The sequence below is a fragment of the uncultured Campylobacter sp. genome (genome assembly GCF_937996225.1).
Lineage (GTDB): Bacteria > Campylobacterota > Campylobacteria > Campylobacterales > Campylobacteraceae > Campylobacter_B.
This window is the reverse complement of the sequence record NZ_CALKTC010000019.1, coordinates 39407-52356: the sequence shown is the minus strand read 5'-3', so window position 1 is coordinate 52356 and position 12950 is coordinate 39407. Positions and strand designations below refer to the sequence as shown.

The window sequence follows — 12950 nt, the reverse complement described above, 5'->3', positions numbered from 1 at the left end:
TCAACCAATCTTATCCACCGTGAATCCACATATCCAGTTCCTGTTCCGCCGGAGCTTTGATATCAAAATTTATATTTCCGCAATTATCGTATGAGAATTTACGTCTATAATGTTTCATATGAGTATAAGCCAAGACTTTGTTAAAGTTTTCTAAACTCTCATATCCGCTTTTTATTGCCATTAAATTTTTAATAACATTATATTCAATGTAAAAACTTATATCATCGACATCAACATAATTCACAAAAAATTGATTTTCTTTAATTAAAAATGATTTTTCTAAAAACATTTTTCCGTTATGAAATGGATTTTTCTCTTCCGATAAGATAATAGGCTGTCTAAAGCCCAAAATTTCATCCTTATATACAAAATATTTTGATAGATCGGAGATATCTATTTGCGTCTTGTCTTTTATCTCATAATCAAAACTCTTTCTGTCGGTATTTTCAACTAAAAAATCAAACCAGTTTTCTTCATTGAAATCGCCGATTAGATAGAGCTTGGAGATGCGCGCCGTATAAAAACTATGGCCGAAATTTTTTATATCGTGCTCATCGATAATGGTATTTCGCAGAATCTCATAGTCGTGATATCTTTTAAAATAATTTATAGCGGCATTTTGAAGTAGCTCTTCGTTACTCAGAATTCTATTCTCTTTTAGACAATATCCCTTTTGATATTTGTAATAGCTAAAAATAGTAACTACGCAGGAGCCTTGCGAAGCGGAGTAATCGGGCACGATGCGGATAAACACGGCGCAGAAAAGTAGCACTGCGGCTAGGATTTTAAATTTAAGTTTGCGAAATTTCATAACAATCCTTTAAATGCCGCTAGCGAAGCAAACTCACGCCCCGCCACCGCGCTAAATTTATACCTTCGCTCCGCATTCATCGCCCTGAGCTTTTTAAATTTGAGATAAATTTTAGCGACGCTTAAAGTTTTTCTACCCGCGCCAAAACCTCTTTGCATCGCTAAATTTCATATCCCGCGCTAGCCAATTTTAAATCGCCGCAACATTTAAATTTTGGTTCTCGCGGCGCTTAAATTTTACTCGGCGCGGTGCATAAAATTCAGCGGTGCGGCGCCAAAAATTTCAGATAAATTCTAAAGCCGCGCCTTAGTTTTATGCCCGCAAGCTTTAATCGCGCCGTAAAAGGTCAGTCTGCCGCGTAAAATTCAGCGGCGCGCCGAAAGGGGAGCCCGTCTCATAAAACGGTGCCGCATAAAATTTAACCGCACCGCAAAAAGCTACTCCGCTGCGCAAAATTTAACCGCGCCGCGCTAAAGCTCGTTACTTCTTCGGTTTGCTTAGCTCGTAGCCGAAGCGGATCTTTTTGCTCTCGCCTGGCTTTAGCTCAAAGTCCCAGCTAAGTAGTCCGTCCTTGCCGAGGCTGCTCTGCTCGGGCGAGTTTTTCAGCGCGACCTTTACGTCTTCGTGCGTCGAAACGGGCGCTCGCTCTTGCAAAACCACGTTCCACGCGCGCTTGGAGCTATTTTTGATCTCGTAATCCCAAGCCATGGAATTTTTACTTTCGCCGCCGAAAAAGGAATTTTTCGTGAAGTTGTTCGCCTGCTCTTTTTTGACTTCGATCAGGCTGTTTTTACCCAGATATGCCGTAGCCTCGGAGTTTGCGGCAAAGCCTAGATGCACGAGCCCGATCTGCACGCCGTCGAGCTTTATTAGCGTTTCACTCTCCTCTATGCTTCTTTCGGGGATAAATTTAGCCCGCACGTAGGCCGCCTCGCTGCCGTAGCCGTCGATGAGTAGATCAAATTTCGCATCCAGACTCTGTTTATCGAAGCTAAACTCGCCCGTCTCGCCCGTTTTTAGGCTCACGCCGCTAATTTTCCACGCCTTTGAGAGCGAGTTTTCGATATTCGAGCCAGTCCTTGCATACGATGATCTCGCCTCCGCCGCAGGTGCCCTCTGCATATCCGCCACCTCTAGCATCGCATCCTTTTTATAAGCCGCCGCGGGCTCAGGCTCCATAGGCTCGCCCTCATACCACGGGTAAAAAGGCTGCGGTGCGGTCTGTGAGGAGTATTCGTAAGGATACAGCGCGATCGTTAAATTCGTTAGCTCGGCGTTTAGCGGATTTTGCACCGAGAGCTTTTGCGCGACCTCGATTTTACCGCTCGCAAGATCGGCAGAGAGCTCGTTGTGCGTGTAGGCTCTGACGTCAACGGGGTAGCTTATTTTTACGAAGCTTGGATCGCAGCTGAAGTTCGCGTTTAAGCGGCGTTCGTTTTTGATATGATATTTTGAAATTTTCTCTTTGAGCTTTCCGATTTGCTCGTCTGTCTTTGAAATTTCGCCCGCTACGAGCAAGACCTCGTCGTAAATTTTTTGCGAATCCGCCTTTAAGCTTGCTAAGCTTCTATCTTTTAAGCTCGCAAAATCGCTTAAAAAGCGCTGCTGCGCCTTAAGTGCGACCAGGCGGTCGCTTAGCTCGCGCAAGCTCTTTTCGTCCGCCTCTTTTTTGGCGAATTCCGCGTTTTTCACGGGCTCGCTCTCTTCCAAAGACAATTCGCGCACTTCGCAAGAGCCCACAATCTCGATGCTGCGGATATCCAAGTACTCCGGCACGTTCACGCTGAAGTTTGATTTTTGCGCGCCGAAGTTTTGATGCAAGAAGGCGGAGTTCGCGTAGATCTCAAGGCTGTTTTCCTGCGCGCTTAAATTTACGGCAAGCGCTGCAGCTGCGCTTAAAAGAACTATTTTTTTCATTTTCGCTCCTTAAAAATTTTACGTAATTGTAACGATAAATTTTGATTTTTATGCTTAAAATTCGGAGAGAATTTTAAAATTCCGACCCCGCCGCCCGCTTTGAAATTTTAAAATTTCGCCGCCGTAAAAACTCCGCCGCAGAGGCTAAAATTTTATCGCTACTAGCGCCATATAAGCTTTATCGCTCGCAGGCTCGGATCTTGTTCGAACCGAGAAGTAAAACCGATAAATTTTAAAATTTTACGCAGTAAAATTTCTGTAACTTTAGGTGGGTCGAGGGAGCGAAGCTCCCCGTCGCAAGGACGAGCTTTGCTCGTCCGCGAAGTAAAAACTAGAATGGATACGTCAAGCAGCAGACCCTGCCGACCTTTTCGTTGTAGCTGACATCGAGCTTCAGATCGTATAGCTTGCTTAAAATTTCGCTCTTTATGATCTGCTCGGCCTTGCCGTATGCGACCTCGCCGCCGCCTTTTACGAGCGCGACGTATCCGCCCAAAAGCAGCGCGAAGTCCGGATTGTGCGTGGCTAAAACGACGGTGTAGCCGTTTTTGAGAAGCTCCTTCGTGGCGCGGAGGAATTTGTATTGGTTGGCAAAATCCAGCGCCGAGGTGGGCTCGTCGAAGATCACGATCTTCGGCTCGCTGCAAAGGGCGCGCGCGATGGACGCCATCTGCCTCTGACCGCCGCTTAGGCGCGTGATGATCTTGTCTTTTAGGTGCCAAATTTCAAGCATTTTCATGTAGCGCTGCGCGAGTTTGTAGTCGCTTTCGCTCGGCTGCGAAAAGATCCCGATATGCGCCGTGCGCCCCATCAGGACGTACTCAAAGACGCTGTAATCGTACTCGCAGACCTCGCTTTGCGAGACGTAGCCGATGATCTCGGCGCGCCCTTTGGCGCTAAGACTTGCCATATCCTTGCCGTCGATTGAAATTTTACCGCGCAGAGGCTCAAGCGTGCCGCTGATTAAATTTAAAAGCGTCGATTTACCCGCGCCGTTTTGCCCCAAAATCGTCAGCATCGCGCCCGCTTCGAGGTTGAAATTCACATCGCGCAGCGTCAGAGGGGCGGATTTTACGTAGCCGAAGTCTAAGCTCTCAACTCTAACCATTTAGCTTCCTTTTGTTTTTAAGCAGGATGAATATAAAAAATAGCGTGCCGATAAAGCCCGTAAGCACCCCTAATGGGATCTCGCTTTGATTTATACTGCGCGCTACGTCGTCTACGATGAGCACGAAGATCGCGCTTAAAAATATGCTCGCGGGGATCGCTTTGGTGTTGCTCACGCCCACGATCATGCGCGTTAGATGCGGCATCAAAAGCCCCACCCACGCGACTATGCCGCTGATACACACGCTGCTTGCGGTTAGCAGCGTCGCGCAGACGATGATGATGCCCCGCTCCAGCACGACGTTTACGCCCAGCTTCGCCGCCGTAGCATCACCCATGGATAGGACGTTTATGCGGTAACTCATCAATACCAAAACCACGATACAAATCCCCATCACGGGCGCTATCATCGCTAGCACGGAGGGATCGACCTTCGCGAGACTTCCTAGCTGCCAATACACGATGTCTGCAAGCTTCGTCTCGGGATCTGCCATAAATTTTAAAAATCCGATCAACGCGCCCATCAAACCGCTTACGATGATGCCGGCAAGCACAAGCATTATGGTGGCGCTCGAACGAAGCGCGCGCGTAATCAGAAGCGTAATGCAAACCGCCGCGAGCCCAAAAACGAAAGCAAAAAGCTGGATTAAAAGGATGTTTAGATCAAGCAGGATCGCGATCGCCGCGCCCACGCAAGCTCCGGCGCTGACGCCCAAAAGATCGGGCGAGACGAGCTGGTTTTTGAAGACGCCCTGATATGCCGTGCCGCTGATGCCCAGCGCCGCGCCCACGAGCACTGCGGCGATGATACGCGGCAGGCGCACCTGCATGACGACATTGTGGACGTTTTGCGCTACCTCGCCGCCGCTAAGCGCTTTTAGCACCTCGGTGATGCTTAAGCCGAAGCGCCCTATACAAAGCGATATCGCGATCGTCGCGATCGTCGCTAGTATCAGCAGCACGAGCATAAATTTAAAATTTTTCATACCTTCCCTTGCTTTAAATTTTATCTTTTGCCTTAAGTTTAATCTTTGAAATTTTGCCTCGTTGAAACACGCTTAAAATTTCGCTTTAAATTCCGCCTTCCGGCTCGTAGGCGAAAGGCTTGCAGCAAAATTCCTTCGTGATAGCTCCAAGATCAATATTTCAGAAAAGATCCGGATGAAAATTTTAGCCGCCTGCAAGCTTTGCAGTGACGTCCTCGCGCCCGTACGATCCCGTCCGAAAATGTTTGCAGGCGCAGCACAGACGCGCTTTTGCCGCACCGCCTCAAGCTGCGAAACGCAGGACTTGACAGCAGGGCCTCCGCCTCGCACAACATCTCCTACCGATGATGACTTAGAGACTGCGGCGACTTTGATTTATACATCTAAATCCTTAAACAGATGTGGCATTTTAGCACATATCATATTAAATTTTTATGATTTCGGCTTTCATATACGTGAGCAAAATTTAATGGCGTGCAGCTCCGTGCAATAAGGCTTTTAGCGAAATTTCGCTTGCGGATTTCAGATGAACGCCTACGAAATTTACGCTGAGATGGAATTTTAAAATTTCATCCTTTCGCGAAAGATAGACTTAAGCCCGATGGCGGAATTTTACCCGGCTAAATTCCGCCGATTTAGCAGCAGACGCAGCGCGCGGCGAAATTTTACGTAGGATTTGAAGATATGATTTAAAATTCCACGAACGGATGCGGTGCGAAAATTTTCTCTTTATTTGACCCGGGTTTTGCTAGCCACTTAGTTGTAGAATTTTACTACTCGTTTAGCTGTGGGATTTTATTTGCCCGCAAGGGGTTAAATTTTATCATGAAATTTCGCATCGCTTAAAATGCGATGCGAAATGAATCCGTCCGTCACTACTGCCAGCCTAGAGCTCTGCGTTTTAAGCGCATATCACTTACCATTTTTAGCGCGAGCGCGACCGGATCGGTATCTACGTGCATCACAGAGCCAAGCGCTCGCCTGGTGCCCTCTTTGAAAAAGTGTATGATATTTGCGGAGCCGTGGATTTGATACTCGACGCAGTGATACGAGTCGATGCCCATCAGGCGGAATCCGAGCGAGGCATCGACGCCCTTTTCGTTCGCCCACTCGGGAGAGGTAAAGGCAAGCGGCAGCTCGTAGAGATTTTTGCCTAGCACTCCTGCGATACCTGCGAAAATTCCGCTGGAGCGGGTATTATCGATGCACTCGCCCACGTGCCATATCGGCGGAAGCTCATCTTTTTCTAAAAACGCCCGCAGTGACGCGCCCGCTTTTTTATACGCGCTTTTTTGGCAAAAGCCCAGCTTCATTAGCGGGAACGACGCGCAGCCGTTGGTTAGGATTAGGACGTTATTTTCGATTAGGGTTTGTGCGACATCTATGATAGCGCGCTCATAAGGCACTTTAGGATTGGTGCAGCCGACCATATTTACGATGCCTAAAATTTCACCGCTTTTTAGCGCGTGCGCTAACGGCTCCATACCGCCGTAGTGTTTATGGACGAATTCTACCGAAAAGCCCACTTCGGCCTCGACTTCATACGGCGGGATATATACCGGCAGTCCCTTGCGCTTTTCGTGAGATTGCAATGCGCGGTCTAGAATTTTACGTGCTAAATTCCTAGTCTCGACGATATTGCTATGGTGATGATCGTAGCCTATATGCTCGGCTCCGGGAAGCCTAGCTGATGAGCTTGTGGTAACGACCTTGGTCTGGAAGCAGTTAGCCACGTCCATGATCGCAGGATAGACATCTTGGACATCGGCGACCCACAGATCAAGTGCACCTGTACCTATGACGAGTTCGGCAGTTACGGCGTTTGAGAGCGGCACGACGCCCCAGTTGCGATACATCGCCGATAGTCCGGAACAGCACACGCCGTAAAATGCGATCCCTTGCGCGCCTATTGCGCGAGCCTTGTCTTGGTACTCCTTAGAATTTCCGATCTCCACTATTAGGCTTACTAATGTCGGCAGATGTCCGTGCACGGCGATATTGACCCAGCCTTTTTTAAGCGCGCCCATATTACTTTTGGAAGTTACGCGATCTCCTACACCAAATAGTGCATCCGTAGCGATATTCGCAGCTACTACGCCGGTGAAGGTAAAAGCAAGCCCGCAGCGCAAAAGATGCTGCATCACGCTGCGCCAGTCTCCGTCCGTGCCTACACCCGTTCGGTGATACGCCTCAAAGACTTCGTTATACGCACTAATCGGCAAGATATCCAGCTTGCGCCATACCTCTTGACGCTCCTTAGGTGCGAGCGCAGTGATGGTTTTATACTCGCCGCTACTTTGCGAAAGATCTGTCAAAAGCGTATCGGCAAGCTCGATCGCTACCTCTTTTAACTCTCTGCCTTCAGTTGGAATTCCAAAGGCTTTTGCGGTATTGATGATTTTGTATTCGCCTATTATGGGCAGATCTAGCTTGCCTTGCGCCGCCCATTTTAGCGACAGTAGAAGCTCTCTGGCGTGCGCGCCGTGTTGAGCTACGCCTGCAGCTACTTGACGCAGTAGGTTGCGCGATACGATGAGATCGGCGTCCGCACCGCAAGTGCCGCGATCAGCCTTTTTAGTAATTTTGCAAGGTCCCATATTACAGATCTTACAGCATACTCCGCTAAGTCCATAGCTACACATAGGCATCTGTTTGTCGAAACGATCAAACGCCGTATCTACACCGATCTGCTCCATCCTAAGCATCATTTCGCGCACGGCGGGATCAGGGGTTTTCTCAAGTACCTCTTGCTTTGTGGGGAAGGTCTTTTTGTATTCAAGCACCGCCTTCATATAATCCGCCGTAAATTCCGCCTCGTGAAAATGCTCGAAAAGATTGCCCTGCGCGTCTTTATGTGTGTGCGGACTAGCCTCTGCGGGCACTAAAACTTTTGGGATGCCGTGTTCGTCAAATCCGATAATCGCGCGGTGAGAGTGGGGTTTGTGATCATGGCAATGTTTGTCGTGCTCATGCGAGCTGATGGAGGAATCCTCGTCGTGCTCATGCGAAGACGCCGCAGAATTTGCTCCGTATTCGTGCAAATAGGCTGCGAGGTTCTCTTCTTGATTGTATGGGTGGGTCGCAAGATCTTCGTCGTATAGATGCGAGTGAATTACGGAGCTATCGCTATGCTCGTGCGAGTAAGAGATATGGTCTTTGCTGCTTGAGCTCTTCGCAGGATTTGAGATGGAATTTGTCAAATAATCAGCCATGGAATTTGTCGTAGAGCCTATCGCGGAATTTTTAGCGTTGCTTGCGCCTTGAGCGCTTGAGCACGCCGCAAAGTTCGTGCTTGAAGCAGAGCTTGCGCTATCATAGCCGCCCGGCGCGGAATTTTTGGCTTCGCAATCGCACTCGTCGCAGGAATTCTCGCCTGCGGCGCGATTTTTAGAAATTTTGTCGCGAGCATGTGAGGCGGAAGTCGTAGAATTTGCAGCGGAATTTTGAGCGATATTTGCGCTTTTATCAAAAACGGACGCGGAGGAGCTTTTGAGTGCGTCTGCGGCGAAATTTTCTCCCGTATCCGTGGTGGAATTTTCATCCGTCACAGCCTTCTTGCGTGAGCCTTTTTGTTTTGCGATTTTGTCGTTTGCCATGGTTGTCTCCTTAAAATTTATTTTAAAAATAAGCGAGAATGCAGCCCTCGATAAATATACTAAAAGACTACACTATTTAATTCTTATAGATAAAATTTAACGTGATTGTATTTTTTAATTGCTTTAAATTCCCTTAATAGCGTATTAAAATAAAAGATAAATTTTATGAATAAAATATACTAAAATAGCTGGATTTAAATTTCGCCAAGCAGCTCAATCATCTTAGATAATCGATTAGCTTGGCGGAAATTTCGCGAAACTGCAAAATTTTATGCCCCTTTTTCTCGCGCATGAAGTCCTGCGCGTCACGCAGTCTCGCAAACGTGATGAGATCGTCGCCTCTGGCGCTTTGTAGCACGCTGCCGAAAACATAAAACGCGTCCTGCGCCCGCAAAATTTCGCCGCTTGCGTAATCGGTGACGTAAAGCTCTGCGCTGCCGAAATTTGAGTTCGTGGAATTTGACTCGCCTAAATTGCCGCTAGCGGGATTTTTGCTCATCAAATTTTCCTCTGCGGAGGCGCCGCCGTTATTGCCGCTCAAATTTTCGCCCTCGAAAAAATATGCAAACATCGCCTTGGGCGAAGCAAACGCGAGCGCACTGCCGTCTTTGAGCCTTGCGTAAGCGCGAAATTCAGGGTGCGTGCTAGTATCGATGCCGTATTTGGCGCAGGTAAGATTTACGTCTTTAAGCCACGCAAGATCGCGCACGCTTTTAGAATTCTGCGCCAAGCCAGAGCTTATACTATCAGGCGCGCTCAAATTATGTACCGAGCTAGAGCTTTGCGCCGCGGAATTTTGCATCTCAGCTGCGCCACAAAGCGCTATAAATGCCGCTAAAATGAGTGGAAATTTCACGCCAAATCCTTTGATCTAAAGATAAAATAGCCCAAAATCAGGCTTGCCGCGCCCAGCGCGATCGGATAGAGCAGCGAAAAGGCGATGAAAAGCCCGCGCCCGAAGTGATCTAGGATAAAATACGCCGTTGTACCGATGACCGCAAGATCGGGATCAAACAGGCTGATAGCGGCAATGCGGAAGTCCTCCATCGGGTTTGCTAGAGCGATCGCAAAGATCAAATTTTCGTTCACGCCTGTTTTTGCGAGCAGTCCGATCAGTACGAGATCCAAAAACGCAAGGCAGAAAAGCCAGACGAAAAACGCGAGCCCAAGCCCCATCTCTTGGCTTTTTGAAACGGCGCAGATCAAAAATGCGATCCCCAAAAACGCCGCGCACAAGCTAAAAAGCAGCCCCGTATAAAGCAGGCAGATCGCCCACGGAATGCCCGTGCCTTTGATCGCGCCCCAAACGATCGCCAAAAGCAGCGACAAAAATATCGGCACGAACACTCCAAATAGCCTTCCCAGCGCCTTTCCGTAATAATACTGCGCCTGCGAGATCGGGAAGCTTAGCAGGTATTCTAAGATGTTTAGGTCGCGGTCGGCTAGGATCGCCTTGCTGGTGGTGACGAGCACGAAGACGGGCAGGATGATGATGCATATCTGAATAAACAGCAGCAGCAGTCGCGAAAGCCCGCTGAAACCGAGCACGCGCGAGTCGGTCACCCCCGTGATGAAAAACGCCGCCACGAGCCCGCTAAAAATCAGTAGATAGAGCAAAAACCAGCGCGAGCGGAAGGATTCTTTGATATCCAAAGCGGCGATGGTGAGTAAATTTTTCATTCTTTTCCTTTATTGCGCCTAGGCGCGCTTTAAATTTAGATTTCTCGCGCGGCTTAAATGCGCGTTTTTAAGCTCGGCTCCACCGTTTTGCAGCGCGGATTTTACAGCCTTAAATTTCGCTTGCCGAGCGTTTAAACGGGCGGCAAAAATTTTATCCGCCGCTTGCGACTGCGCCTCGCGCATAAATTTTAAATTTACGGCTCGCTTGCGGCGCCTGCAAACAGCGCGCCGTTCGCAGCCCGCTATCCGTCGTCCGCCGCAGTTTTAAATTTAGCCGTTTGACGGGGGCGCTTAAATTTCAGCTTCGTAAAATTTCAAAGCCGGGCGTATCCCGCGGCATAAATTTTAAAATTCTAAAAATCCCGAAGCGACAAATTTCGCACCGGATAAATTTTAAATTTACGGCGAAATTTTAAACCGGAGCGTCTGCGTAAACTTTAATTCGGCAGAACGAAATCTCGCGCCGTGCGTTAAATTTAGCCGTATCGCGAGATAAAATTTAGCGGTCGTTTTCTAGACCCATCTCTGCCTCGCGCCGAAGTCGCGAAGTAAAATTTTACCTCATCTATGACGGTGCGGGCGGCACGCTGAAATTTAGGCTTTAAATTTAGCACAAAACGGAGCCGCTTAAAATTCGTCTTAGCCAAAGCGTCCTTAATGCGAGTGCCCTGAAGGCATACCGTGCGTCGCACCGCCGCTTTCGTGCATATCGTGCGGCGAGCCTTGAGGATGTGCCGTGCTGCCTGCATCGCCGCCGCCCATATCATGCTTAGGCTCGCTCATGCCGTGCTCTGCGGAGTGAGGGTCTTTCATGCCGCCCATATCGCCATGCATACTTCCCATATTGCCGTGCGCATCGCGACCCATATCGCCCATTCCCATGCCGTGCGAGCCGCCGCCTGCTTTAAGCGCCGCGACTACCTGATCGAAGCTGAAGTCTTGCTTGCCCTCTTGCTTGTTTTTAAACGCGCCCCAGCCAAACGACATAGGGGTTTTAAAACCGCGATAAAAGTGCGCCGTGCGTGCGTTGATAAACTCGCCGTTGCCGCTAGCGTCATTGATGTAAATTTTGGCATCCTTTAGCCAGTTTAGTTTATCGTTTGTCACCATAAAATCCACTAAGCAGCCGATGTCGTCAAAGTAGTGATTTTTGCCGTCCACGCGTACATCGACGCTGAAGCGGTTGTCGCTAATCGCCATCTGGCAGTGCTCGCATACGTCTCTGTCGTAGTGGACGTTGCCGTAGTCTTTCTCGTCGCCGCAGCCTAAAAACGTAAGTGCCGCAAGCGCACAAAGCATAATTTTAAACATTTTTGTCATCTACGATCCTCCCTAGATCCATTGAAATCATTCTTTTTACCAGTCCTCCCACCTCCTCGAGCCTGTGCGAGATAAAGATCAAGCTCTTATCTTTTGCGCAGTTGTGCAAAAGCGTCTTAAAACGCTCGCGCGCGCTCGGATCGAGATTGGCGGTCGGTTCGTCGAAAATCATCGCCTTGCTAGCTCTGCCGAATGCTAGCGCAATTAAAAATTTCTGCTTCATACCGCCGGATAGCTTATGAAAGGGTTTGTTTAAATTTGAACTCAGATCAAGCTCCATTTCACCGCAAAATTTTACTATATCCGCTCTGCTTGCGTCCGCCGTGCGCTCGGCGAAGTAGATGAGCTCATTTAGGCTCAGCTTAAGCGGCGGCGGGGTTTGCGGCACGAAGCTGATACCGCGTAGAGCGCGGCTGCGCTGCTTAAATGAATCAAATCCGTCGATAGCGACGCTGCCGCTTGTGGGTATGTATTCGCCTAAAATCGTCCGCATCAGCGAGCTTTTGCCCGCGCCGTTTTGCCCGACGAAAAGCACCTGCTCGCCGTCCGCGATATTTAGATCGATATCTTTTAAAACGAATTGATCTGCGAATTTCTTGCTTACGTTTTTAATCTCTATCATAGACTTCCTTAGATCATATCTTTTAGCTTATTACCGATACTCAGTGCGTCTTGATGACACACGTCGATACAGCGTCCGCACAGCGTGCAGTCGATCCCTTTTAGCATAAATTTGCTCTTATCGCCCAGGTTTTCGGATGCCTTTTTTTTGGTAATATCCAGTACGTGCGAGACGAAGCAGACGTCTTGGCAAACGCCGCAGTGATCGCACCTGCTTTTATCCCAAGTAATCTTGCTAAGGCTAGCTTTCGCCGCAAGCGAATAGGTGCTGCCTAGCGGGCATAGGTGCGTGCACCATACCCGTCTGCTAAAAAATACTTCGAGCAAAAACACAAAAACGATCCAAAGCCCAGCCAGCGAGAAGCCGTAGATGATGAGGCGCGATAAAATTCCAACTACGTTAAAAATTTCAAAAACGAGTAGATCCGTAATCGCGCTTAGCAGCAAAAACAGCGCCCAGATCGCATATCGCATACCGCGAGGCAGGGTGCGTTCCTTGATGACGTGCTTGGCAATTAGCGTATTATGCAGCTTCTCGCCGATCTCACTAAGCGCTCCGTAAGGGCAAATCCACGAGCAAAATGCCTTGCCGCCCGTGATGAAGTAAAACAGCAAGATCGTGCCCGAGCCGATGAGCAAATTTATTGGCAAATCCTTGTGCGCGGCGATCACCTCAAGAGTCGCGAAAGGATCTGCTAAGTGAAAGCCAAGTATTCGCGAGCCGCTGATGTCGCCTTCTAAAATTTGAATATCCGCGCGAAAGGAAAGCACGAAAAGCAGATGCACCAAAAATACCGTGGCGTAGCGCAGCGCCCGAATGCTGGGACGCCATTTGCCGCTTTTATTTTTAAGCGCGAATGTCGAGAAAAAGCTCGTATTTTTGATCGTGCATCGCGAATTATATTTATCCAA

13 protein-coding genes are annotated in these 12950 nt (G+C 48.7%); 1 reads left to right on the top strand and 12 read right to left on the bottom strand.

What is annotated here, in order from left to right:
- Positions 1 to 10: 10 nt before the first annotated feature.
- The 5 genes from Q0174_RS02485 to Q0174_RS02465 form a co-directional block, all read right to left on the bottom strand.
- On the bottom strand, positions 11 to 811 hold the full coding sequence (locus tag Q0174_RS02485; protein WP_298041487.1) for a hypothetical protein: 801 nt from the start codon (positions 809 to 811) through the stop codon (positions 11 to 13).
- On the bottom strand, positions 808 to 969 hold the full coding sequence (locus tag Q0174_RS02480; protein ID WP_298041485.1) for a hypothetical protein: 162 nt from the start codon (positions 967 to 969) through the stop codon (positions 808 to 810). Before Q0174_RS02480 ends, Q0174_RS02485 begins: the two co-directional genes overlap by 4 nt.
- Before the next feature lie 322 nt (positions 970 to 1291).
- A complete protein-coding gene (locus Q0174_RS02475) occupies positions 1292 to 2728 on the bottom strand; it encodes a DUF4139 domain-containing protein (protein WP_298041483.1) in 1437 nt (478 codons plus the stop codon).
- A gap of 331 nt (positions 2729 to 3059) precedes the next feature.
- Complete coding sequence (locus tag Q0174_RS02470; protein ID WP_298041481.1) at positions 3060 to 3836, bottom strand: ABC transporter ATP-binding protein; 777 nt, start codon at positions 3834 to 3836, stop codon at positions 3060 to 3062.
- A complete protein-coding gene (locus tag Q0174_RS02465; protein WP_298041479.1) occupies positions 3829 to 4821 on the bottom strand; it encodes an iron ABC transporter permease in 993 nt (330 codons plus the stop codon). The genes Q0174_RS02470 and Q0174_RS02465 overlap by 8 nt, the downstream gene beginning before the upstream one ends.
- 175 nt (positions 4822 to 4996) lie before the next feature.
- On the opposite strand from Q0174_RS02465, the gene Q0174_RS02460 reads away from it, so the two are divergent.
- Positions 4997 to 5314, top strand: coding sequence for a hypothetical protein (locus Q0174_RS02460; RefSeq protein ID WP_298041477.1), 318 nt, complete (start codon positions 4997 to 4999; stop codon positions 5312 to 5314).
- Between the two features lie 382 nt (positions 5315 to 5696).
- Here the strand turns inward: Q0174_RS02460 and Q0174_RS02455 are convergent, their stop codons facing one another.
- From Q0174_RS02455 to Q0174_RS02425, 7 genes are all read right to left on the bottom strand, one after another.
- Positions 5697 to 8417 (bottom strand): carbon monoxide dehydrogenase, encoded by a 2721-nt coding sequence (locus tag Q0174_RS02455; RefSeq protein ID WP_298041475.1) that lies wholly within the window; start codon positions 8415 to 8417, stop codon positions 5697 to 5699.
- 217 nt (positions 8418 to 8634) lie between these two features.
- Positions 8635 to 9273: a nitrous oxide reductase accessory protein NosL gene (locus tag Q0174_RS02450; RefSeq protein ID WP_298041473.1), complete on the bottom strand. Its 639-nt coding sequence runs from the start codon at positions 9271 to 9273 to the stop codon at positions 8635 to 8637.
- On the bottom strand, positions 9270 to 10097 hold the full coding sequence (locus Q0174_RS02445; RefSeq protein ID WP_005870848.1) for an ABC transporter permease subunit: 828 nt from the start codon (positions 10095 to 10097) through the stop codon (positions 9270 to 9272). The genes Q0174_RS02450 and Q0174_RS02445 overlap by 4 nt, the downstream gene beginning before the upstream one ends.
- Positions 10098 to 10573: 476 nt before the next feature.
- A complete protein-coding gene (locus Q0174_RS02440) occupies positions 10574 to 10744 on the bottom strand; it encodes a hypothetical protein (protein ID WP_298041471.1) in 171 nt (56 codons plus the stop codon).
- 7 nt (positions 10745 to 10751) lie between these two features.
- Positions 10752 to 11417 (bottom strand): hypothetical protein, encoded by a 666-nt coding sequence (locus Q0174_RS02435; protein ID WP_298041469.1) that lies wholly within the window; start codon positions 11415 to 11417, stop codon positions 10752 to 10754.
- A complete protein-coding gene (locus Q0174_RS02430) occupies positions 11401 to 12039 on the bottom strand; it encodes an ABC transporter ATP-binding protein (RefSeq protein ID WP_298041467.1) in 639 nt (212 codons plus the stop codon). Before Q0174_RS02430 ends, Q0174_RS02435 begins: the two co-directional genes overlap by 17 nt.
- An 8-nt stretch (positions 12040 to 12047) precedes the next feature.
- Positions 12048 to 12950 (bottom strand): NapH/MauN family ferredoxin-type protein, encoded by a 903-nt coding sequence (locus Q0174_RS02425; RefSeq protein WP_298041465.1) that lies wholly within the window; start codon positions 12948 to 12950, stop codon positions 12048 to 12050.